The sequence below is a fragment of the Litoribacter ruber genome (assembly GCF_018500185.1).
In the GTDB taxonomy this organism is placed as follows: Bacteria; Bacteroidota; Bacteroidia; order Cytophagales; family Cyclobacteriaceae; genus Litoribacter; species Litoribacter ruber.
This window is the reverse complement of record NZ_JAHBGI010000002.1, coordinates 368872-391318: the sequence shown is the minus strand read 5'-3', so window position 1 is coordinate 391318 and position 22447 is coordinate 368872. Positions and strand designations below refer to the sequence as shown.

The following is a 22447-nucleotide window of genomic DNA, read 5'->3' as shown; positions in this document are numbered from 1 at the left end:
TAAAAATGATTGAAAAAAAATATGGAAATGAATAAGCTTGCCACTTTACTTTTAATTGCTTTAGCATTTTACACCACTAATTTTGGAGCGGAGTCCAAAAAGGAGAAAAAACCAACCCTTGTAGAAGGAGAACTGAAGATATCAATAGAAGATGAAGCTATCGAGGCAACACTTAATATTACTTTTGTAGTAAAAGACAGTGCCCGTGCAAGCACAAGCTTTTGGATGGATTCAGCAATGGAGATCCAATCAGTAGATGGTGACCTAGTGAAAAGCTATAGTTTTGATCAGGAAGCAAAACCCTTTGCTACTCTCACAATAGACTTTAAAGAAGCCCTGTCGGAAGGGGAGGAAATTGCCTTTTCATTTGCTTATTCAGGTAAACCCTCCCAAGGATTTTGGATTGAGGAATATCAGTGGGTGGATATTGACCCGGACTTTATGATCCTTCCCGTATTTAGTACACTGGAAAGTTTTGATTATAGAATCAAGGCAGTTGTGGATGATGTAAATTATAAACTTATAGATGTACAGAAAGGTAAACTTACACAGGAAGTCGAGGTGACATCGGGTACCACATCCTATTATATCAATCCCATTTTGGCCAGCAATAATCAAAAGAATGGTGTAGGTTTATATGATTATTCAGCTGATGGTAAAGAAGTCAGGGTGTTTTCCGAATATGCAGACAGTGCCCGATATGTAGGAGATGCGGCCTTGAGGATATTTGATTTCTTCAACAGTACTTTTGCCAGAGAGGAACCCGTTACTTTCTGTTCTGTGCTTTACAGACCGATTCCGTATGATGAACATAAGGTCACCAGGTCCTTTAAGCCTTCGGTAGTATTTGCAAAGCCACATGAAAATATCGCAACTTTGGCGCATGAGATATCCCATTTCTGGTGGAACAGGGGCGATGCCCTTACCACCGAAAAATGGCTGACTGAATCATTTGCCCAATATTCAGAGATGATGTTTATTCGCTATGAGCAGGGGGAAGATAAGTTTAACATGATCATCGAGAAGCTTGCAGACCGTGCTGAAAAACTGCCTCCTCTATTGGGAGGAGATAGGTTTGGGAGATATGGTGATGCACTGATCTATGAAAAAGGACCATATATCTTATATCAGTTGGAAAACCGCCTTGGTTATGAAAAATTTGTGGACTTTATGGTGGCGGTAAATCGAGAGCAGGTGGCCACCACGCCACATCTCCTGGAAGTACTGGAAAACCAGACCTCTGCTAAAATCCGAAAGGAATTTGAGGAGTTGATTAAAAGGTAGAATAGTGTCAAGGAGCAACTCATGAGCCTGATGAACCCAGTAAGGGCGCTGAGGAGTGAGTGATGATTTTAAACCTGCCAGGTTTGATGAATAACCCGATGCTGTCCATTGCATTGAAAGTGCCCCATCCTGCAAGAAGGCCTCCAATCAATAAGTTGTCGGTAAATGCATCTACAAATCCCCCATCCCGATAATTAAAGTCAAGGTTGATATGATTACTGGGGTTCTTTGTTTTGTGTTTTTATCTCTTAGTTTTACCGTATTGAAGTATATTAGTAGAAGCGGCACCAAAATAATCAGTGGCAAGATTACTTTTAATAAAGTTGGGATGAAATTCTCAGAGGGCGAAAATTTTTAATACTGTTTTTGGCTCCATGCGTATCGGTAGATGGTTGATTAATTTAGAATGTGCCATCCGAATTCAACCTTTAAACTACTTTACTGGTGTTCCCTTAACAATTACCGCATGAATATCTCTTGTGTATTGGATGTCTTCCAGTGGGTTGGAGTTTAGCAAAACAACATTGGCAACCTTACCTTCTTCGATTGAGCCCAGCTGGGAGGCTATCCCCAGGTATTCGGCGGCATTCAAAGTGGCGATTTTAAGGACTTGGGCATTGGTGAATCCAACTTGGCTCAAATGATACAGCTCAAAGTGAAGGCCCAGGCCGGGTGGGTTGTAGGGGTTTGGACTATCTGTGCCCGCTAGAATCCGGTCAGGGTAATCGAGGAAATATTTTTTAAGTATTTCTTGATGCAGGCTGTCTTTCACGGCAAAGGTTGGCGCATTTCCCTCAGCAGCCTTCCACCAATTCATCAGTCCGGCTAATTCCTTTCCATACCTTGACTCCTTGATTTCCGACTTGATCTGCTCGCTGCCCATATTGGCATAAAGGGCCAGGGTAGGGCAGAGCCATACCTGATTGTCTTTAATTTTTTGAACATAATTCTCAATTTCTTTCAATTGAAAAGTATGGTACAAGGCTGTTCTGTTCTTTTCCTCTTCCCCAATGAGCGTCCAATCCTTACTTCTGCTGCTTGGGTCAAGCTGGACAAACCCATCCATATGCTCAATTGATCGGTGTCTGGGATCGGCGAAATTTTCCTCCGTCAGGGTATAGGGAAGGTGGCCGGAAACCCTCAGTCCATTTTGCTGGGCGAACTCCAATATTTCCAGGTATTTATTTTCAGGCAGCCTGTTGTAAACCTTTAATTCTTTATACCCTTTGTCTACATAGGATTGGAGAATAGGGTTTACAGGGGTGTTGGTGTCGATGGCGGGTTCGGTATGCTGCTCTCCCCATAGCGGAGGGTTGCCGTCGATCAAAGGGGATGCAATGTAAAGATCAGGTTGGGGCAGATTTGTTGCCTCCAGTGAGTCCCTCATGGCAAGCAGCTGGTCATTCCCACTCATGATTCTGATTCCTGTGACCCCATAGCTAAGATACATGGGGACCCACCCAGGTTGGCCAAAATGGGCGTGCATTTCAAATAGTCCAGGAATAGCATATTTCCCCGAGCCATCGATGATTTGGTAATCGCTTCCCTTCTCCAAAGGCTTGGCGGAAATGGAAGTGATTTCCCCATCTGTCATTAATAGATGCATGTTTGGCTGCATGGTTCCATCATGGACATCTAAAATGTTCACATTTTTGACATAAAGGGATTGGGCTACTCCTGAAGGTAATATAATCAAGAGGAGCATTATTAGATTTAGTAAAAACTTCATTCTATGTTATTGGTGGGATTAATAGTTGAACCAAACACATCGCCCACTTCAGTTACCTTATAATCCGGGTTGGATTCGAAGAGATGTTTGAGAATGGGGATATGTCCAACGCCATAAATCACTATGACGTATTTGTCTGTGGGTCGGATGCTGGAGATGATGTTGGTGTATATGTGGATATTGGTCTTGTACCATTCCGCCACTAAACCTGCTCCCTCATAGTCCGCTTGGCTTCCAATTAGTGTGAAGTATTTAGTATAAAGCCTTTGGTTTTTATTCAACATTTCGGAAGAGTTAATGTGAACTAGATTCTCTCTCAGCTCAAGGTTTGGGTTACCATTCATTTCCTGCACATATGCTTGTGCAAATACATCCATACTATCCAAAATATGTTGCTCTCCGTTATTTATTGCGGCTTCAAATACCGGCTTGGTGTCAAATTTACCCTTGTAGTTGACACAAGTTAGTTTTTCCAATCCCGCCCTTTTGGCTGTTTGGAATCCGATAAGGTCAATTTCATTAAGCTGTAACTGGTAGGTGCCGGCCATATATTGCTGAAATTGCTTGTCAATATTTTCTTGGTTTTCCCTGGGCACCTCAATAAAAATTTGATCGGGGTTAAGAGACGCCAATTTCAGGATCACATCTTCGATTTCCCTTATCATTTTATCATCCAATTTTAGTTCCTCATTGGAGTAGCTGTCGGAAGTGGATGGGGTAAAATGGGTGGTGCCCATCAATAGAATCCTTGTTTTTTCTTGTTCTTGACCATGTAAAGACAAGGAAAATGCGTATAACGCAATTGTAAAAAGAATATTTTTCATAGTTGGTTTAGGGAAAAGTTCCCATTCTCTGGCCAATTAAGTCTAATCAAGCCACAATTTTACCTAATTAATTCTCATGATACAATACCCTATATCCAAATTGAGACTTGTACATGGGTGAGTTTATTTTCTGTAGGGGTGCTCATTTCGAGTTGCCTGACCAATGGGCAAATTAATTTTGGGAAAGACGTCAAATCTCATTCCCTTACTTAAAGACGCCCCAAGCGCATTTCGAATTTTTCTCTTCAACCATTCTCACCATTTCTATTTGGTTCTTTATAAATTAATCCCTATACTTATAGGGCATATCGAATATGGTAATTCGTGTTTGTTATTGTTTGGTTATTGTTTTTTTGGGACTCCTGCAGGAGTCCTTTTTTTTACCAAAACTTGGATAAGACTATGTGTGTCTACTAGATGTTGATTTTTTAAAAATGGCCTGCAGCATTATTTAGCAGGATTCAACTACACGGGGCCCATTTTGGAGAATTATAGATTTATAGAGGGTTAAAAGGTTGGCAACTGGCTTGTTTATTCTTTACCAAAATTCCTATATTGATCTTCTTAATCTTTCATTTCCTTTAAATATATGACAAAGCAACACAACAAGAGCACCGACTCATTATCTGAAAAGAACAATACCCCTAAAGTCACTGGCATAGGCGGGATATTTTTCTTTTCCCCGAATCCGGAAAAAACCCGGGAATGGTATGCGGACAATTTGGGGCTGGAGGTAAACCAGTGGGGGTCAAGTTTTGAGTTTAGAAATGCCCACCGCCCCGAGGAATTAACTACCTTCAATGGAGTCCCTTTGAGCAGGGAAGTGAGTATTTTGCCCCATCCAAGAAGGAATTCATGATCAATTATCGCGTTCAAAATATCGAAGGTCTTGTGGAAAAACTCAAGGCTAACGGTGTGACTGTTCTCGACGATATAGAGACCTATGATTACGGAAAGTTTGTGCACATCATGGATGCCGAAGGTAATAAGATTGAACTTTGGGAGCCGGTAGATAGGGTGTTTACAGAAATGGGAGGGAAGACGACGAAGTAGGGACTCAATTTTGCGGTAGCAAAAAGTCCGCTTTCGCACAAAAATGTTCGTTTTTTAGAAGTCAAATAGGTTGGTTTCTTTGATTTTTAAGTGGTTAAGAGGATTTTGTTCGGTATGTAGTTCGCAGGCTACAAGGTTATCAGTGATTTGGTTTTAAATCTTCTTAAAGGTTTTCTCATGACACATATAGCCATACCCATACCCACGGCCCCTGGCAAGCAGGATATCCAAGTAGAGGTGACCATCAACAATGAAAAGCAGACCATGCATTATAGAGTGGAGCTATTTTATTGGGACGACTGCAGCAATCCCCAAGGGCACCGAGCAGACTGCCTGAGTGAGATGCTCGCCAAACACGATCCCAACTGGACTGTTTATTATATTGGTTCCCCTACGGATAAGTTTGTGCCTATTACTTTTGTGGAAAAAAGAGAATAGTAAGAAGTAAATAATGGGTGTTTCAGGAAACCGACCGTCCCCGAACAAAAATGTCCGAATTTATGGCCTTCTTCTGTTCCAAAGGTCCAATCTAGGTGATTTGAGAGGGTTTATTTCGGCATTAATCTGGAAATGGTTTTTGGGTATTTCAAAGAAATGAAGATCCCATGTTAAAACATTACTTCTACATTGCCCTCAGAAACATCAGGAAGAATCTTGGTTTTTCTTTTATCAATTTTTTGGGCCTGTCCATTGGCCTTTCCATATCCATCATCGTCCTGCTATTCGTCCAGTTCGAATGGAGTTTTGATAAGTTTCATACAGAAGGTGACCGCATCTTCAGGCTCAAAAGGTTCGAGATGTTTGATGATGGTATGGTTCAATCTTTTTCAACCCCCTTCTTGCTTAAAGATGTGGTGCAGGATGAATTTCCCCAGATACAAAAGGCCACACGGGTATTGCAGTCAAATCGGGCTTTTAAGCTTCCTGACAATACAGAATACCGGCAGCCCATTACTTTTGTGAGTCCTGAGTTTCTGGAGATTTTCAATTTTGGCCTCAAAGAGGGTGCAAGGGCATCGCTTTTTTCAGGTAAATATGACATCATCCTCACCGAAACTGCCGCTGAGCGCTACTTTGGCAAGGAGCCCGCCGTGGGCAAAACCGTTGAGGTGCAGTTGATGGAGGATTTCATCCTCTTCACGGTGAAGGGAATCATGGTGGATGTGCCTGCCAATTCAAGCATTGTGGTAGATGCTTTGGTGTCCGACGAGTTGGTGCGGGACATGCAGGCTGAGACTGCCCTGAACAACTGGTTTAATGTGAACACCGATACTTATGTTATGACTACTTCCCCAAGCGACAAGGCCGCTTTGCAATCAGGTATGGAACCGATGATGCAGCGGGCCTTGGGGGATAATTACAGGGAAGGCTTCTACTATTTTGAACCTTATGCTTTGGAGGATATCCACTTCCATACCGGAGAAAATCCCGGAAACGTCCGTGTGACCAACCCCCAAATGCTGTATGTACTGTTGGCCTTGGGTCTGATCGTACTGGTTTTGGGATCCATAAACTTTACCACCATGGCCATTGGCAAAGCAGTGGTTAGGGCCAAAGAGGTTGGGGTACGAAAATCACTGGGGGCAGAAAGGAAACAGCTGGCAACACAGTTTCTTTTTGAGTCCATGGTGATTACCCTTTTATCATTTTTGTTGGCAATTCTTCTAGCTTTCCTAATCCTACCGCATTTCAATACGCTTTTCAATACCAGCCTTGCCATAGGCCATTCTTGGGAGCAGCTAGTTCTGATGGTTATTTTATTGGCTTTGCTTACCGCCATGGCGGGAGGATTTCCGGCCTTTTACATGTCTGGCATGAAGACAATCAAAGTGCTGAAGGGAAGTTATTCCATCAGCTTTGGGAAGCAGGCCTTGAGAAAAGGATTGGTGGGTTTTCAGTTTTTCCTCTCCTTTCTGATGATTTCCTGTACCCTGGTGATGTATAATCAAATGGAGGTTCTGAAAAGTCATGATCTGGGTTTTCAGGCCGAACAGGTATTTGTAGTGCCTGTTGAGGCCGAGTCATCCACTAATTTGTCTGCCAGGATGAAAACGACTTTCGAGAAAGCCAATCTTTTCAGGGAAAGGTTGCTGGAAAGGACAGATGTGGAAAATGCTGCCCTTTCTGTTTCCCTTTTTGGGGACGGTGACTGGTGGCGTGCAGGATTTACCAATTCGGATGGCAAGCAGTTTTTCTTCCAGCTCAATTTCGTGACAGGGGATTATCTTAATACCATGGGAATGAAATTGGCGGAAGGTCGGAATTTCTATGACAACATCACTCTGGACTCGAGTGCGATTATGGTCAACCAGAAGTTTGCCGAGCAAATGGGCTGGAATGGTCTTGAGCAGGCCCAGTTGCCTGCGAGTGCCAATTTTGGCTCCCATGAGGTGGTAGGCATTATCCAGGACTTTAACCATGCCTCTTTGTATGAAGAAATCAACCCGGTGTTGATCTCCAAAAACCCCCGTTTAATTTTTGAGGGCATCAACGATATTGAAATCAGCCGGACCAGTGCCATGGTCCTGGTCAGAAGCAATCGGGCAGATACGGATCAGTTTATTTCGATGTTGGAGGAGGAGTACCAAAAAATCTACCCGGGAGAAAGCTTTGACTACTATCCTTTCAATGAGTTTGTTTTTGAAGCTTACGAAAACGAGGAGAGACTGAGTCGAATGGTGACTTACACTGCGCTGTTAGCGGTATTGATTGCCGTGATGGGCTTGTTGGCCTTTACGGCCATGACCATTGCGGGAAGGCTCAAGGAAATCGGCATCCGCAAGGTACTTGGAGCTTCTTCCGGCTCCATTACCTGGATGTTCAATAGGGAATTTTTGACTATTACAATTGTGGGTATTTTATTGGCCATACCGGCAGGAATGTGGCTGATGCAGAATTGGCTGCAGCAGTTTGCCGTGAGGGAATGGCCGGGTGCTTTGACCATTGGTATTACAATCCTGGGCGGACTGGCCTTGACGGCTCTGGTGGTGAGCCTGCAGTCCCTGTCGGCATCGTGGATCAATCCGGTGAAGACGATTAAGAGTGAATGAGCCGAAGTAATAAACGGGTGACTAAGTTGCTTAGACAAAAATGGTCACAAAGTCGACGAAGTTCAAAAAATAAGTCGCACGAAGGGGAAATGGGCACAACGGACACGAAGTTTAAGAATTAGTCACACCATGAGAAAATGGTCACAAAGTCGACGAAGTTCAAAAAATAAGTCGCACGAAGGGGAAATGGGCACAACGGACACGAAGTTTAAGAATTAGTCACACCATGAGAAAATGGTCACAAAGTCGACGAAGTTCAAAAAATAAGTCGCACGAAGGGGAAATGGGCACAACGGACACGAAGTTTAAGAATTAGTCACACCATGAGAAAATGGTCACAAAGTCGGCGAAGTTCAAAAAATAAGTCGCACGAAGGGGAAATGGGCACAACGGACACGAAGTTTAAGAATTAGTCACATCACGAGAAAATGGTCACAAAGTCGACGAAGTTCAAAAAATAAGTCGCACGAAGGGGAAATGGGCACAACGGACACGAAGTTTAAGAATTAGTCACACCATGAGAAAATGGTCACAAAGTCGGCGAAGTTCAAAAAATAAGTCGCACGAAGGGGAAATGGGCACAACGGACACGAAGTTTAAGAATTAGTCACGCCATGAGAAATTGGTCACAAAGTCGACGAAGTTCAAAAAATAAGTCGCACGAAGGAGAAATGGGCATAAAGGGCACGGGGAGAAGAAAAAGAGCAGGGAGCGAATCCCTGCTCTTGACCTTTATGTAAGCTTCCCTATTGAAAACCGAAAAGGAATGGAAATAGAAAAGTTACAATAAGGGCCCATATGGCGTAGAGTGGCAGGTATCGGGCCGTGGTATGCCCTACGCCTTGAATGGTTGCTCTGCCCGACAAAGCCATTAGAAACTGCCTAGTCACCAACCCGAGATTGATTAGGATCAGGAGGTTTGCCCCTAAAACCGCCGCCCTGTTTGGGGTGATTCCCCATTCCGCAATTCGGAAAACTATTGCAGATAATGCGATGCAATTGACCGTAATGGTCACAATCGACAGTAATAGAAGAATCCAGAGCTCTGTCCTGTTTTGTGTGTTTTTTGATGTTTCGGCCACAGAAAAGAATATGATGGCCAAAACACCAATTAATAGGAGATTGAAAATAAGCAAAAATTCACGGTCATTGTATGGGTTTTTTCCTGAGTAAACCATGGCAATCAGATAAATGAATAACATGACCAGGACCAAGGGACTAAAGATTTTAGCTATCACGGGTGAGACTTTTCCAACCAGCAGTGGGTTGCTTTGGATGAGAAAGGTACCGAAGATAGGAACAGCCGGTAAAAAGAATATCACAAAGTTCTTAAAATAGAATTCGCCAATCTCTAAGCCAATCAAGGAAAAAAGGCCAATTGTGATGCCAGACAGCATTGCCCCGGCAATGCAAATGAGTGCCGATATCACAACCAGGTCTCCATTATATTGTAAATATTCTAGGCGTCTTCCTATGCTATTTGTTCTGTTGCCCACAAACACAAAGCCCAACAATACCCATAGTACAATAATCAAATGGATGCAGGAGAGGGTTAAGGTGTCACTTTGTGGCTCATTGGGGAGAAGGTTGATATAAAGCACCCCTATCAGGATGGCAATTGCCAATAAGGCTATTTTTGCTGAAGATAGTTTTTGTCTCCAGGAAAAATAAGCGGCCAGTGCGGGGAAAATAATGAAACCGATGTTTCTGGAATAAAAAAACTCTTCCGGAAGGGAAAAAATTGCAGGGAGCTTTGCCAAAAGGCCTGCACACAAGGAGGCCAATAATACTAAGCCCAATTCCCTGCCGTTGCCCCAACTCAATTCGTCGGTTTCAAAATTTAGCCTTTCATGCCAAAAGTCAGCCAAAGGTTTACCTTTAAGACCGGGATAAAGAGTGGTGAATTCTTTTTTGAAGGCCAGCTTGTTGTTTCTGTACAATTTTTCCAGATAGCTTGGGTCGTCAAGATGGGGGAGGATTTCAAGTTTCATAGCGAGTTAAGTTGTTTTATAAATTGATCAGTGCTAATTGAATAATGATTATGAAAGTACTTTGTGTTTCAAAGTGATTGTTCAAAAAAAATATGCTTTACTTTTGACTTTTTATCAAAGCTTCAAGGGCATTCAGATGTTCCTCAAATGCCCTTTTTCCGGCTTTGGTCATGTAATACATCGTGTTAGGTTTGCGGCCTATGAATGTTTTTTTTACTCCTACAAATTCTTCTTTTTCAAGAGCTTTCATATGGCTGGCAAGGTTTCCGTCCGTGACTTCTAAATATTCTTTTAGGGCTGTGAAATCCAGGGATTCATTTACGGCAAGTGCAGACATTATCCCTAACCTCACCCTGCTTTCAAACGCTTTATGTAAATCATTGATGATTGTCTTCACTTCTCGTACTTCAGGTGCATGTAAATCCCATAAAAAATGTGCATGACCCCGAATCCTATGGTCCAGAAAAGGAGGGCATACCCTAAATAATAGGTGGCCATCAAGCCCAGCACAATTTCTGAAATCCCCAAGTATTTTACCTCTTCATAAGTGTATTTGCTTCCCTGAAGCAGTGAAAGGCCATAAAACACCAGGGTTAAGGGAGCCATTAGGGCGTATAATCCTTTCGTATAAATTATAAGCACCAAAATACCCCCTGTCAATAGGGGGATGGTCATATTTATTACAAGCCTTTTTGAGCTTGCGTTCCAAAGTGTTTCCCTATTCTTGAGCGCCTTTTTATAAGGAAAATAAATGGCAGTGCCAATGGCCAATGCCAGCACCACTAAGGCCAAAAGGAAGATGTCGTTAACAATTCCGGGTACTTCCTGTCTTTCTAGGGTATTATATACCAACTGATCATTTTTATAATATGACCTGTAGGCGATAAAAGCTCCGATTAAAGCATATATACCAGCCATAATCCCTGGCCAGCCGGTCAGGGTCAAAAACTTGGAGGATCTCTCCATCATGGATCTGATCTCTGATAAGTCATTGATATATTCCTGTTCTGTTTTCATAGAAAGTACTTTGTATTTCAAAGTTAGCACTTTTTTCAATTATGCAAATAGGTCAAGAGAAATTTTTAAAATTAGTTGCCCTTAAGTATTTCCGCTGGATTTCCCAGTGCCGCCTTAATAGATTGATAGCTAACTGTGATCAGGGTGATGAATCCAACGAGCAAAGCTGCTTTGAGGAATAGAAAAGGAGTAATCTCTATCCTATAGGCAAAATTAGCCAGCCAGCCACCTGAGGTGTACCAGACCAGGGGTACGGCTATGGCGAATGCTATCATTATCATCACAAAGTACTGCTTGGTCAATAACAAAAGGATGCTGTCGGTCCGGGCACCGAAAACCTTTCTGATACTGATTTCCTTTGCTCTTTGGTGCACATGGTATTCCACTAACCCAAACAAGCCCATGCAAGCGACCAGTATTGTTAATCCTGCAAATATGTTGAGCAGGACGGAAAGGTTTTGCTCGGAGCGGTACATCTTGTTGAAATTGTCGTCCACGAAACTGTAGCTGAACAATTGGCCAGGCACTTGGTCATTAAAGATTTCCTCTACTTCTGAAATTTGGGCAGTTGCCATGTTCTTGTCCAGTCGCATAGTCAAAGTGTAATAAATCTCTGACTGTATGTGCATCACCAAAGGTGTAATGGCCTCTTTTAAACTGTTGGCATGGAAATCTTTGACCACTCCGATGACCTCTCCCTGTTTGACGGAATCGGCCGTCCACATATCCCAGTATAGGTTTTTGCCAAGGGCGTCCTCAGGGGTGCCGAATCCGAAGTTTTTGGCAGCAGTCTCATTAAGGATAAATGCCTTCTGGGGATCAGTTCCATGATCTCTGGAAAAATCCCTTCCCGCAAGTAGTTCCATACCAAAGGTTTGGATGTAATCATAATCGACCACAAACATAATTGTGCTCATTCTTTCCCCTGTCGTGGGATTGATCACCCCGTCCTGGGCAAAAATATCACCTGGGATTCCATAGCTCCAGGTGGCATGTTTGATTCCGGTACGATTCAAAATCTCAGTTTTTATACTTTCTAATTGAGAAGCTTTGACTCCACGCCCATAAACAGACATCAAGGTGTCTTTGTCAAAACCCATGTCTTTATTTTTCAAAAGGTTGTTTTGCTCAACCACGATCCAAGCACCTATGATAAGAAAAAAGGAGAGTACAAATTGTAAAATGACCATGGCTTTTCTGAAGGTTCCATGGCCACCCTGCATTTCCTTGGCTCCTGATATCACAGTAAGAGGTTTGAAACTCGAAAGTAAAAATGCAGGATAAGCACCAGCTAATATGCCGAGTACCAGTAGAGTTGCTATAAATAAGATAACTGAAGCCATCGACAACGGCAAAGAGAGTTCCTTGCCCGTAAGATCAGCAAGGAGGGGAATACTGAGCGAAGCCAATAGGATGGCTAACATTAAACCAAAAAAAGTAAAAGCATAGGATTCTAGGAGAAACTGGATTTGCAGATTTGACTTTTGCGCACCAATGACTTTTCGGACCCCAACTTCCTTCATGCGTTTCACAGCTCTTGCGGTGGAAAGGTTTATAAAGTTGAAGCAGGAAATAAGCAGGATCATGCCTGCGGCCACCATCAGGATATGTACGGTGTCCTTGTTGCCGATGATGGCCAGATCATATTGGAAGTTTGAAGATTTTAGATGAATATCATGTAGGTTTTGGAAATAGGGGACCGATTTAAAGCCGGAATCAGAGTTAAACGGTGCGGATTCCTTTTCGGCATAGGCTTGAACTTTTTTTTCCAAATCTCTAGAATCTGTTCCTTCCCTTAATTTGAAATAGGTGTACATCTGGTGCCAGGTCCAGGAGTCTATCCTTTCAGGAAGCCAGGTGAGGCTTTCCATAGAGATCAAAAAATCCAGTTGCAAATGGGAGTGGGATGGGAAATTCGCATAAACATGAGTAACCTCATGATCGGTGCCATCAATTTTTAAGGTCTGGCCAATAGGGTTATCAGATCCAAAGTATTTGCCAGCAAGGCTTTCCGAGATAGCCACGGCATTAGGCTTTGTCAATATCTGATTTGGGTCACCATCCAAAATGGAAATGGCCATGATGTCGAAAAGTTGACCTTCACCATGGGCACCACGGGTTTCGCTAAATAGTTTCTCCTCCAGCTGTACCTGCTTTTCTGAAATTGTTCCGAGGATCCTGGCTGTCTGCTCCACCTCCGGGAACTCCTCCTGTAATTTGGTTGCCAAGGCAGGCTGTACCATGGCTGCATAACGCTCCCCTGATTCGGGAGAACTCATAATGCTGTAGACCCGAAAAACCCTTTCGCCCTCAGGGTGGTACCGGTCAAACTGCCATTCATCCCATATATATAGTGAGATCAAAATAACGGAAGCCAGACTGATCCCCATTCCGAGAATATTTATAGCGGAAAATGATTTGTATTTAACCAAATTTCTAAAGGCGATAAGCAGGTAGTTTTTAAACATGATTGCTAAGGATTGGATCAAAATGAGTTTAGTACTATTCACATACCAATATGAAAAGCGCTCGTGGAGAGTGGGAGCGAATATTTGATTGTGGGTCTCTATTCGGTTTTGGACGGTTTTGTCCGCAGACGGTCGAATTGATTTAACAAAAAAGGATATACCCACTATACTTTTAATATTTATCAACCTACCTCTTGCATGTCAAAACTTAATTCCCTTAATTTGACCTAATGTTTTAGCTTACATTTCTTTTTTATGAAATACAACCTTGTTTTAATTAGCGCCATTTTATTGGCAATTGGCTGCACTAGCCCTCAGGATGAAAAAAAATCGCAAGACTCATTGGCAGGAGAATGGGCCGTAGTGGATTCGATTACAGTGGAATATTTGGGGAATATGACCCTTTCAGATATTTCTCCCGATGGAAAGCACCTGCTGGCCGCCGATTATCGGAAAAACACCTATTTTATCCTGAATGAATCCGGTGAGATATTGCAGGAACTCCAAAAGGGGGGCGATACTCCGGATACCTATGGGCAGTATTTATCTGAAATGGGCTTTTGGGATGACCAAACTGTATTCATCATGGGTACCAAAGCCATCAAATGGTATGACCTGCAGGGCAATGAAGTGAAAAGCACTCCCATGAAAGGGGATTATCAAAAATCGGTTACCATGAGGTACACGGGAGGACAGGCCCAGAAGATTTCCCTAGGAGATGAGCAGCACCTTTTGCATCAGGGGCATATGCCTAAAATCAAAAGAACTGAAAAAAGATATATGGATGAAGTGAGAGGCGGTACCTTGATCAATACCAATAATTTTGAGATGATAGAGCTTTTTCCATTGGAAGAGGATAGCCGTTTCCGAGATGGTAATCTTTATGACAATGGTGATCTTTATTCAAGATTAGCTGTGGGTGAGGATAAAATCTATGTTAGTTTTGATGGAGACCCCACCTTATATGCCTATGAAAAAGATGAACCATTTAAATTGGCTTTCAAAAAACCGTTAACCCTGCAGAATGTGCAGCCCAACGAGGGAATGCCGGTGGAGTATGCTGATGTGGATGTCTATTTCGACCCGGCCAAGAGTGGGTTGAGGTTTTTGCAAGCGGATAACAGGTCGGTGTATCTTCAATATTTCGAGGGGATTTCCAAGGAAAGAATGGCTGAGTTGGAGCAGATTGATGATATGAATAAGTGGATGGCCGAATATGAAGAGGAATTAAACACGAGAGAGAACCGGCTGAAGCTGTTTGATGCGGAAGGAAATGAGCAAGTGGACTTACGTCTGCATGATAAATTTGACGGCCAGGCTGGTTTCCTAGCCCGACATGATCACCTTTATTTCAACAAAGTGGAAAATGAGGAGGAGGAAGAGGATTATGTGGTGTTTTATAAGGTGAGGGTGGAGTAGGCTGGCCCAAGTGCCCAAGCGACAACCTCCTGATCAGAATCTGCCATATAGATAGATGCCCACCCAGTCATCTTCACTTTCCCCGATTTTGTGGTAACCGTTGCGGGTGAGCCAGGTTTGGAATTCTTCCAGTAGCTGATCTTCATGCGGGTACTGGTGGATCTGCCGGTGGTACACCATCAGGCGCAGCTGGTCGGGGATTTCTTCCATCAGGTCAAAATGGCCAATGCTGTGCAGGTAATGGGTCCCCACTGGGTTTACGGCCAGTACCTCCCGGCTCCGGTAGACAAAGTCATTGGTGAACAGGGGGATTTTGGACTTGGAGGCCTTTTTGTTTTCCTCTACAAAATGACGGTAAAAGTGGCTGTAGTTTTTTGAGGTGATTTCCTGAAAAGGAAACAGGATGCCCGCCAGTAGCAGAATCCCTGCCAGGGCAGGCCATAGCTTTTTTCCGTAAAGCTTAAAGATCAAGGCGGAAATAAGGGCCAGCATCCCCGCCATGACCCACCAAGCCTGGCTTAGGGCAATAAGGCTCCCGCCAAACATCAGAATGGCCAAATTTCTTCTCCAGATTTCATTCTGCAACCAGCTCGGTACCCCATAGGCTATGGCCACACTGAGGGGAGCCACCATGATGATCATGTGACGGGGCTGCAGATACATGGGGTTGTAATGATGAAGGGAAGTAGTCATAAACCAGAAACCGGCCAATAGAAGGGTGTTGGCTATGGCAAATTCCAAATGGATGGGCTTATGGAATTTCATGCCCAAATACCAGCTAGGCAAGGCCAGCATTACCAAGACCCAGAGGTAATTTTCTGTCAGATGAATGAAGGGCTGATAGGTCAGACGGGAGAGTATGGCTTTCCATCCTGACTCAGCGTATGAATGGGAAAGTAAATGGTAGCTTTCCTGTAAGGTCATGATATGATAAAAGGGACTGTCAAAATTCCACCAGTAGTAAAGAAAATAGCCTGCCATTAAGATCCCCGCAAACGGGAAAAAATAGAAATAGAACTTAAGTGGCTTTTTGAAATGCATGTCAAAAGCCATCAGGATCAAGGGATAGATAAACAGAAATGAAACGGATTCTTTGGTAAAGAACCCCAAGAACATAACCAGTCCCATTGCTATGGCTGTCTTTGGGGCTTCGCTGTGGCGATACAGGGATAGGACTGGGATCAATAAAACCCAGAAGATAAGCAGACTATCCGGGAACAGTTTATTCAGATATTGAAGAGCGAATAGGTGAGTGACAAAGAAAATGACGCCCCACTTTTTAAGGTTCCGGTAGGGAATCACGAGCCATATTATGGTCAGCGTACCCAGATAAGCCACTAGGTTGATCAGTGTGGCCAACCTGTAAGATGGGCCAAGCAAGCTGGTAATCCAACCTGAGAACAGGTAACTTCCCCAGCGGTGACTGAGATAGTCCTTGGACTGGACCTGCTGGCCCTGGTAAAAGGACTGCCCAAACTGAAAATAAAGCACGTCATCCTCAAAGGCAATCCCTTCATAGCCCAGTAGCCAATACAAGACCAGGAAGATGCATCCTGCTCCCAAATAATAGTAATGGCTATAAGGGTTTTTCATAGTTTACCTATTTTATGCAATATAAAGTTTATTTGCCAAATTTTATAGGTAGAGGGCGAAAGACGGAAGACCGAAGACGGGAGACAGATGTGCGGGTTGTGGGACAATTATTGTCAATTGTTAAATTTTTAATGATGTTTTTAGTAGTTTTGGGTTTAGATTTTTGATTAGGTTATGGCCAAAGTAGAGCAGCAGAAAATTCTTCGCGTATTTAAATTAATCAACCTTTTGAGGTCCAGAATAGGGAAAAATGTCCACCGGCTAGCCGAAACGCTGGAGACGGATACGCGGACTGTTTACCGGTATTTCAAGCTTTTGGAGGAGGTTGGGTTCAAAATTGAAAAGGAACACGGGAAATTTAAGATCGTGGATATGGTGGAGACCTCCTCGCAGAACCTTGTAGGAACCTTCACCGAGGAGGAGTCGGCCTTTTTGGCGCAGGCAATTGCCAAGTCGGGCAAGAAAAACAGGCTTAAGGACTCCTTACTTGAGAAAATCCACGCCCGTGCGGAATTTAAGCAGAGCATAGAAAGTCTTTTCAATGCCAAACTGGGACTTTTTGTGGATGAGCTGGCCGAGGCTTTGAGGAAGGAATTGCAGGTGGAGTTGAGGGATTATTATTCCCTGCATACCGATTCGGTAAAGGATAGGCTGATTGAGCCGGTTGCCTTTACCAGGGACTACGATTACATCCATGCCTTCGATGTGGAAAGCAAGTCCATGAAGAAGTTCAAATTGGAAAGGATAAGTGACCTGAGGGTGAGCAACAAAAAGCAGTTGTATAAAAGTCTTCATTCCGAGATCAACGAGTCCATGTTTGGCTATTCGGGCAAAGCCAAATACAAGGTCAAGCTGAAATTATCCCACAAAGCTTATCAGCTTTTGATTGAGGGTTATCCAGAGGCCAAGCAGTTTACCAGCATCAAAAACAGGAAGCATTACTATTTTGACACCGAGGTGGCTGAGCTGCCGGGGGTGGGCAGGTTTGTTTTGGGCCTTCCCGGGGAAATCGAAGTGTTAGAAGGGCAGGAGCTCTTGGAGTACCTGAAAGAGCAGAAGGAAAAATTCACTTTTTAGTATGTGAAAATCGGTAAGAAGGCAATTTTTAGTAGCTGATATTCAACTCCTCCGGAGTAGTGGGGTTTGGTGGTAGATGCTGTCCACGGGTTGCACACGTGGTTACTTATATTCAAGTCCTCCAGACTTGGGGATGTGGGTCCAATCTGTAGGTCCGTCATTCTTCTGGTGAAATTGAACTCCTCCGGAGTTGTGGGGCTTGGTGGTGGATGCTGTCCACGGGTTGCACCCGTGGTTACTTACCTTCAAGTCTTCCAGACTTGGGGATGCAGGTCCGATCTTTAAGTCCGTCATTCTTCTGCCAATATTTAATTCCTCCGGAGTTTGGGGCTTGGTGGTGGCTGCTGCCCACGGGTTTCACCCGTGGTTACTTTCATTCAAGTCTTCCAGACTTGGGGAGGCCTGCAGGTTTCCAGGTTTGTCAATTCTCTTTTGTATTCAACTCCTCCGGATTTGGATAGTTAAGATCATACCTATCCACTCAATCAACCCCAGCGGGGTTGAATGTGAATAACCCCGGGTGGAACCCGGGGAACGGTAAGGTGAAAATTCGGTTAACCCCGGAGGGGTTGAACCTCTGTGTGTAAAGGCCACCTATAATAAAGTCATGGTATTACCCCAACATATATTCTTCTTTAAAAGCCACCCCATTTTCAATCAGCAGTCTTTTATATTCCTCATAAAATGACTCCTTCTTATGATGTTCTTTTTGATTGATTATGTAGTTGATTATCGCATCCATATCCCTATAGGAATATGTAAATGCACCATATCCATTAGCCCAGCCCTCCCAAAGGGGGAAATTTTTGTTTTCTTTCAACCAAATACTGCTTGAAACCTTAATGTCCTTAATAAATTCTGCTAAACTTATCTTAGGATGGAGGTCAGTAAAGAGGTGAATATGATCGGATATACCATTGACCCTGTATAGCTTGCAGTCTTTGTTTTTAATTATGCCCCAAATATATCTGTATAATTCTTCACAGTGTGCCTCGGGGATAGTGTGCTGTCTTCTTTTGGTACTAAAAACTATCTGGTAAAAAACCTGTTTATAACTGCTCATTTTTTTAAAAAATTGATGATATCTAAGTTATGGAAAAAACCTTGAATTTACGCTTTGGCTTTATGGATTTTAGCGTCCTACGCATTGATATTCAACTCCTCCGGAGTTGTGGGGCTTGGTGGTGGCTGCTGCCCACGGGTTGCACCCGTGGTTACTTTCATTCAAGTCATCCAGACTTGGGGATGCAGGTCTAATCTTTAAGTCCGTTATTCTTCTCGCAAAATTCAACTTCCGCGGAGTAGTGGGGCTAGGTGGTGGATGCTGTCCACGGCCGTGGTTACTTACATTCAAGTCTTCCAGACTTGGGGATGTGGGTCCGATCTGGGGAGGTAGATCCGGCTCCTAAGCCAACCAACAATCATTATTGGTGAGATTGTGGAGACAACTTTTAGACAATTTCAAACATGAACTTTTGGCCGGGCTTCATCTGGACTGCCAGATTCCGTTGGGGTTCTTCCATAAAGAGGATTCTGGGGTACCCGCCCGTGATTTGTGCCTCCATTAAAAGCAATATCATCTTGCCGCCAGGGGTAAGTTGGACCATGCCGGGGAAGATGGGAGAGGTGAGGATTTCAAGCCGGTTTGCCGGAAGCAGTTCATGGATTGGAGCGGCCATACGGTTTCTTTCGGAGGTAAAGCTAAAGCTGTCAGTCCGTAATTTCCGGATAATCTCCTCTGGCAACAGGCTGAATTCCGGTCCTTTTCTGACCTTTAATACTTTCACCTTTTCCCATGGAAATGCGGGTTTCACCCTGGAACTGGATGCTGAAAACAGGAAGTCCTGGCTGCTGTAATTGATTGTGTTCCCTTTTAATAAACCCGATAAAACTGTAATTCCTGGAGAAAGGCTTTGGCTTCCCAGGACCTTTTCCGAATCAAATCCACCAACAATCCCCAGGTAGGCCCAGGAACCAGATTCCAGGGTTTTGATTTTTATGACGTCATCGGGCTTCAGGCTAAGTATGGCGTTGTTAGCTGGCGCGATACTTTTGCCATTCAGCACAAGGAATGCTTTTGCCCCGGTAATGGTTATGGTGGTTGAATAATGGAATTTCAACGTGGGACCAGGGGAAGCAAACTCCAGGCAACTGGCATTAAGGTCGTTTTGGAGAATGTGATTAGCCAAATGGAGGGATTGCCGATCCATGGCGCCAGAAAAAGGAACTGCAATGTCGCCTTGGGCAACTCTTCCCTCATCCTGAAGGCTACAATAAAGTCCGGGATCCAAAATTTCAAGCATACTTGATTTTTTCAGGTATTTTCCCTTCATACAGAGCCATTTCATTAAACTCAATGGGAAAAAATTCAATGATGTCACCTTCATTTCCCCAAACGGCAGGTGATCTTGTGGGATCAAACATCGTGATTGGAGTTTGGCCAATAACATGCCATCCACCTGGGCTTGTGCTGGGATAAATGCCCGTCTGCCTGCCGCCAATGGCTACGCTTCCGGCCTTTATTTCCCTCTCCGGGTTGGTTTTTCGTGCTGTGGCCAGCTTTTCATCCAAGCCACCCAGGTATAAAAATCCTGGCAAGAAACCATAGAAATGAATATGATATGAAACTGAGGAATGAAGCCTTATGATTTCTATGATGGAAAGGTTCTTCCATTCTGAAAGCTTCTCTAGGTCCTTTCCGTTATAGCACACGGGGATTTTCCATAGGTGCTTTTCCATTTTGCTTTCCCCTGCATAATTGGACAGAATATTTCTAGAGATGGTCAGGATCTCTTTTGAATTCTGCGGCTCGGCAAAGAAAAGACCGAGATTGTGAAAACCTGATACAGCCCGTAGCAAGGTGTGCGGATAATGCTCTATCAGCTTCTTTTTAACGTGGGCCTTTTGATAAAGGATTTCTGTTGAAATTTCTTTTGGCCATTGAACTTCAACGATATGAGGCGCTATTTGGAAAATTTCTATCATTCAAATTTGGGGAAATTTTTCCGTATGAATTTGGCGATTTCCAAGGCATTGGGGTTGTCACCATGGATGCATAAGGTTTGAATTTTAGCTGGAATGGCTTTGCCGTTTTCGGTGACAATTTTGTGATCCTTGATCATGGAAGCCACATGGGCCAAGATTTTCTCCTTCTCGGTTAGGACTGCATGGGGAAGATTTCTGCTGACCAGCTTCAGTTCATCGGTATAATTTCTATCTGCAAAACCTTCACTCCAAGAATCCAACCCATGCCGATGAGCGGCCTTTTCCAACTCCCCATTTTCCAAAGTATAAATGATAGCAAATGGAAAAACTTGCTGGACTGCCTTGATTACGCAATTGGCTGTTTCTGGATCTAAGGCTGCTTGGTTATATAGCGCCCCATGGGGTTTTACATGATGTATGGAAGCATCTTGTTTGTCCAACAGATCTTTAAAATAGGTCATTTGTTGGACAAGGGATATTTGCAATTCAGCAAGGGGTATGTTTAGGACTTTTCTGCCAAAGTTTTCCCTGTCCGGATAGGAGGGGTGGGCTCCGATTTTGACTTGATTCATTTTGGCAGCCTGTATGGCGGTAGTGATCACTGCCTCGGATCCCGCATGTGCCCCGCAGCTAATGTTGCAGCTGGTCAGATAAGGCATAAGCTTGATGTCATCCAAGCCTCCTTCCCCCAAATCACAATTTAAATCTACCATATTCCCATTACTTTTAACAAGCTGCCCATGCCGAGTAATAAAGTTAACAACCAGCAGGCGATCCCCCAAAGGTTTTGAAGAGGGGAATTGACTAGCTTACCCAATAGTTTTTTTTCATTGATCACCACTAAGATGTAGGTGGCGATGAGGGGCAAGAGTACCCCGTTGGCCAGCTGGGCAAAGGTGATCAGCTGCATCGGCCGCATGCCCAAAGAGGCAAAAATCAAACCAAGCAATACGATAAAACCCATGGAAAGTCTCATTGGCAGGGTTCTGAAATCCTGTGATAGTCCAAAGCATCCGGTTAGTACCAATGCACCAGCCAAGGGCGCGGTCATGGCTGAAGTGACGCCAGCGGCCAGCAATCCGGCCGAAATTAAATATTTGGCCAATATTCCAAAGGTTGGCTCTAGGCCCAGCGCCAAATCAGCCGCACTTTCCACCTCCATTGCAGTGCCTCCTGCAGCAGTGATTACAATCGCTCCCGAGATCAGTCCACCAAGTGCAATACTTACCATCGTGTCCACTCGCACTAGCTTGAGGTCAGAAGTGGATTTCCATTTCTTTGCCACCAGGGCGCTGTGTAGAAATAAATTGTATGGCACCACCGTAGTACCCAAAAGCGCCACAACCATAATGATGTTCTTTGAGTTGACAGTGGGTGAAAATCCTGCAAAAAGGTCATGAAAGGAAGGTTTGGTCATGATAGCTGCTGTCAAAAATGTGAGGCTCATCAGGATGACCAATGTGGTGAGGATTTTTTGGATGGCTTGGTAACTGCCGAGCAAAAGCAAAATCAGGGCAATCAATCCAATGAAAAGACTATAGAGGTTAATGGTAAAATTGCCTGCATGGATAGGAGGCAAATCCAAAAGCAAGGCTGCCCCAAGCGCTGCTCCCCCGATGTTTCCGGCTTCGTAGGCAGCATTGCCAAGGAAAATGGCTAGAATGACCAAGCCTATTCCGAATATCCTTAGCAACCTGTTGTGGATGGTCTGGCCAAGTAGGTTGGCCAGACCTAACTGTGTGGCCAGTCCTATGCGGGAGGACATTTCCTGGAATACGATGGTTATCAACACCGAAAAAAATATCGCCCAAAGCAGCTCGTATCCATAACTTACACCGGCAATGGTGCACACGGTGACCGTGCCTGGACCTATAAAGGCCGCGGCGATCAATGGACCGGGCCCAATATATTCTTTAAGGGTTCTTTTCATCTTGATGGGTACAATATACCCATCGTA

The 22447-nt window shown here is 43.9% G+C and carries 20 protein-coding genes; 7 read left to right on the top strand and 13 right to left on the bottom strand.

The features are described from left to right. The first annotated feature begins 27 nt into the window (after nt 1-27). Complete coding sequence (locus KIH41_RS04000; RefSeq protein ID WP_214161591.1) at nt 28-1284, top strand: M1 family aminopeptidase; 1257 nt, start codon at nt 28-30, stop codon at nt 1282-1284. Nucleotides 1285-1717: 433 nt separating this feature from the next. Here the strand turns inward: KIH41_RS04000 and KIH41_RS03995 are convergent, their stop codons facing one another. Then, nucleotides 1718-2980 carry an amidohydrolase family protein gene (locus KIH41_RS03995; protein ID WP_214161590.1) on the bottom strand — a complete coding sequence of 421 codons (1263 nt, stop codon included), beginning with the start codon at nt 2978-2980 and terminating at the stop codon, nt 1718-1720. A 29-nt stretch (nt 2981-3009) separates the two neighbouring features. After that, the gene (locus tag KIH41_RS03990; RefSeq protein WP_214161589.1) at nt 3010-3837 is read right to left on the bottom strand and encodes a DUF5694 domain-containing protein; all 828 of its coding nucleotides are present in this window, start codon (nt 3835-3837) and stop codon (nt 3010-3012) included. A gap of 589 nt (nt 3838-4426) precedes the next feature. Here KIH41_RS03990 and KIH41_RS18260 point away from each other — a divergent pair. From KIH41_RS18260 to KIH41_RS03975, 4 genes are all read left to right on the top strand, one after another. Beyond that, a complete protein-coding gene (locus tag KIH41_RS18260; RefSeq protein WP_317194920.1) occupies nt 4427-4696 on the top strand; it encodes a hypothetical protein in 270 nt (89 codons plus the stop codon). Then, nucleotides 4693-4890 (top strand): VOC family protein, encoded by a 198-nt coding sequence (locus tag KIH41_RS18255; RefSeq protein WP_317194919.1) that lies wholly within the window; start codon nt 4693-4695, stop codon nt 4888-4890. Before KIH41_RS18260 ends, KIH41_RS18255 begins: the two co-directional genes overlap by 4 nt. A 177-nt stretch (nt 4891-5067) precedes the next feature. Then, nucleotides 5068-5328: a hypothetical protein gene (locus tag KIH41_RS03980; protein WP_214161588.1), complete on the top strand. Its 261-nt coding sequence runs from the start codon at nt 5068-5070 to the stop codon at nt 5326-5328. Nucleotides 5329-5495: 167 nt separating this feature from the next. Next, complete coding sequence (locus KIH41_RS03975; protein WP_214161587.1) at nt 5496-7940, top strand: ABC transporter permease; 2445 nt, start codon at nt 5496-5498, stop codon at nt 7938-7940. Between the two features lie 746 nt (nt 7941-8686). On the opposite strand, the gene KIH41_RS03970 is transcribed toward KIH41_RS03975, so the two are convergent. The 4 genes from KIH41_RS03970 to KIH41_RS03955 all read right to left on the bottom strand — a co-directional run bounded on the left by KIH41_RS03970 (nt 8687) and on the right by KIH41_RS03955 (nt 13416). Further along, a complete protein-coding gene (locus KIH41_RS03970; protein ID WP_214161586.1) occupies nt 8687-9931 on the bottom strand; it encodes a hypothetical protein in 1245 nt (414 codons plus the stop codon). A gap of 97 nt (nt 9932-10028) precedes the next feature. After that, nucleotides 10029-10328 (bottom strand): winged helix-turn-helix domain-containing protein, encoded by a 300-nt coding sequence (locus KIH41_RS03965; RefSeq protein WP_213946610.1) that lies wholly within the window; start codon nt 10326-10328, stop codon nt 10029-10031. Then, nucleotides 10325-10948, bottom strand: a complete 624-nt coding sequence (locus KIH41_RS03960) for a hypothetical protein (RefSeq protein WP_214161585.1) — start codon at nt 10946-10948, stop codon at nt 10325-10327. Before KIH41_RS03960 ends, KIH41_RS03965 begins: the two co-directional genes overlap by 4 nt. A 71-nt stretch (nt 10949-11019) precedes the next feature. Continuing rightward, on the bottom strand, nt 11020-13416 hold the full coding sequence (locus KIH41_RS03955) for an ABC transporter permease (RefSeq protein ID WP_214161584.1): 2397 nt from the start codon (nt 13414-13416) through the stop codon (nt 11020-11022). Nucleotides 13417-13671: 255 nt separating this feature from the next. Between KIH41_RS03955 and KIH41_RS03950 the strand changes: the two genes are divergently transcribed. Beyond that, nucleotides 13672-14835 (top strand): hypothetical protein, encoded by a 1164-nt coding sequence (locus KIH41_RS03950; RefSeq protein ID WP_214161583.1) that lies wholly within the window; start codon nt 13672-13674, stop codon nt 14833-14835. Between the two features lie 33 nt (nt 14836-14868). Here KIH41_RS03950 and KIH41_RS03945 read toward each other — a convergent pair whose 3' ends face one another. Beyond that, nucleotides 14869-16428, bottom strand: a complete 1560-nt coding sequence (locus tag KIH41_RS03945; RefSeq protein ID WP_214161582.1) for a hypothetical protein — start codon at nt 16426-16428, stop codon at nt 14869-14871. Nucleotides 16429-16602: 174 nt separating this feature from the next. Here KIH41_RS03945 and KIH41_RS03940 point away from each other — a divergent pair, with 174 nt between their 5' ends. Continuing rightward, entirely contained in the window at nt 16603-17505 is a 903-nt protein-coding gene (locus KIH41_RS03940; RefSeq protein ID WP_214161581.1) for a helix-turn-helix transcriptional regulator, read from the top strand. Nucleotides 17506-17607: 102 nt separating this feature from the next. Here the strand turns inward: KIH41_RS03940 and KIH41_RS03935 are convergent, their stop codons facing one another. The 6 genes from KIH41_RS03935 to KIH41_RS03910 all read right to left on the bottom strand — a co-directional run bounded on the left by KIH41_RS03935 (nt 17608) and on the right by KIH41_RS03910 (nt 22420). After that, nucleotides 17608-17799 carry a hypothetical protein gene (locus KIH41_RS03935; RefSeq protein ID WP_214161580.1) on the bottom strand — a complete coding sequence of 64 codons (192 nt, stop codon included), beginning with the start codon at nt 17797-17799 and terminating at the stop codon, nt 17608-17610. Between the two features lie 319 nt (nt 17800-18118). Continuing rightward, nucleotides 18119-18568, bottom strand: a complete 450-nt coding sequence (gene tnpA, locus KIH41_RS03930) for an IS200/IS605 family transposase (RefSeq protein ID WP_214161579.1) — start codon at nt 18566-18568, stop codon at nt 18119-18121. 388 nt (nt 18569-18956) lie between these two features. Next, the gene (locus KIH41_RS03925; protein WP_214161578.1) at nt 18957-19808 is read right to left on the bottom strand and encodes a 5-oxoprolinase subunit C family protein; all 852 of its coding nucleotides are present in this window, start codon (nt 19806-19808) and stop codon (nt 18957-18959) included. Then, nucleotides 19801-20490: a 5-oxoprolinase subunit B family protein gene (locus KIH41_RS03920; protein WP_214161577.1), complete on the bottom strand. Its 690-nt coding sequence runs from the start codon at nt 20488-20490 to the stop codon at nt 19801-19803. Before KIH41_RS03920 ends, KIH41_RS03925 begins: the two co-directional genes overlap by 8 nt. Further along, on the bottom strand, nt 20487-21203 hold the full coding sequence (gene pxpA, locus KIH41_RS03915; RefSeq protein ID WP_214161576.1) for a 5-oxoprolinase subunit PxpA: 717 nt from the start codon (nt 21201-21203) through the stop codon (nt 20487-20489). Before pxpA ends, KIH41_RS03920 begins: the two co-directional genes overlap by 4 nt. After that, a complete protein-coding gene (locus KIH41_RS03910; RefSeq protein WP_214161575.1) occupies nt 21197-22420 on the bottom strand; it encodes an Nramp family divalent metal transporter in 1224 nt (407 codons plus the stop codon). Before KIH41_RS03910 ends, pxpA begins: the two co-directional genes overlap by 7 nt. Between the last annotated feature and the right edge of the window lie 27 nt (nt 22421-22447).

Coding starts and splice junctions, on each gene's coding strand:
- KIH41_RS04000 (WP_214161591.1), top strand. CDS start 28: ATGAATAAGCTTGCCACTTTACTTTTAATTGCTTTAGCATTTTACACC.
- KIH41_RS03990 (WP_214161589.1), bottom strand. CDS start 3,837: ATGAAAAATATTCTTTTTACAATTGCGTTATACGCATTTTCCTTGTCT.
- KIH41_RS18260 (WP_317194920.1), top strand. CDS start 4,427: ATGACAAAGCAACACAACAAGAGCACCGACTCATTATCTGAAAAGAAC.
- KIH41_RS18255 (WP_317194919.1), top strand. CDS start 4,693: ATGATCAATTATCGCGTTCAAAATATCGAAGGTCTTGTGGAAAAACTC.
- KIH41_RS03980 (WP_214161588.1), top strand. CDS start 5,068: ATGACACATATAGCCATACCCATACCCACGGCCCCTGGCAAGCAGGAT.
- KIH41_RS03975 (WP_214161587.1), top strand. CDS start 5,496: ATGTTAAAACATTACTTCTACATTGCCCTCAGAAACATCAGGAAGAAT.
- KIH41_RS03970 (WP_214161586.1), bottom strand. CDS start 9,931: ATGAAACTTGAAATCCTCCCCCATCTTGACGACCCAAGCTATCTGGAA.
- KIH41_RS03960 (WP_214161585.1), bottom strand. CDS start 10,948: ATGAAAACAGAACAGGAATATATCAATGACTTATCAGAGATCAGATCC.
- KIH41_RS03955 (WP_214161584.1), bottom strand. CDS start 13,416: ATGTTTAAAAACTACCTGCTTATCGCCTTTAGAAATTTGGTTAAATAC.
- KIH41_RS03950 (WP_214161583.1), top strand. CDS start 13,672: ATGAAATACAACCTTGTTTTAATTAGCGCCATTTTATTGGCAATTGGC.
- KIH41_RS03945 (WP_214161582.1), bottom strand. CDS start 16,428: ATGAAAAACCCTTATAGCCATTACTATTATTTGGGAGCAGGATGCATC.
- KIH41_RS03940 (WP_214161581.1), top strand. CDS start 16,603: ATGGCCAAAGTAGAGCAGCAGAAAATTCTTCGCGTATTTAAATTAATC.
- KIH41_RS03935 (WP_214161580.1), bottom strand. CDS start 17,799: ATGACGGACTTAAAGATCGGACCTGCATCCCCAAGTCTGGAAGACTTG.
- tnpA (WP_214161579.1), bottom strand. CDS start 18,568: ATGAGCAGTTATAAACAGGTTTTTTACCAGATAGTTTTTAGTACCAAA.
- KIH41_RS03925 (WP_214161578.1), bottom strand. CDS start 19,808: ATGCTTGAAATTTTGGATCCCGGACTTTATTGTAGCCTTCAGGATGAG.
- KIH41_RS03920 (WP_214161577.1), bottom strand. CDS start 20,490: ATGATAGAAATTTTCCAAATAGCGCCTCATATCGTTGAAGTTCAATGG.
- pxpA (WP_214161576.1), bottom strand. CDS start 21,203: ATGGTAGATTTAAATTGTGATTTGGGGGAAGGAGGCTTGGATGACATC.
- KIH41_RS03910 (WP_214161575.1), bottom strand. CDS start 22,420: ATGAAAAGAACCCTTAAAGAATATATTGGGCCCGGTCCATTGATCGCC.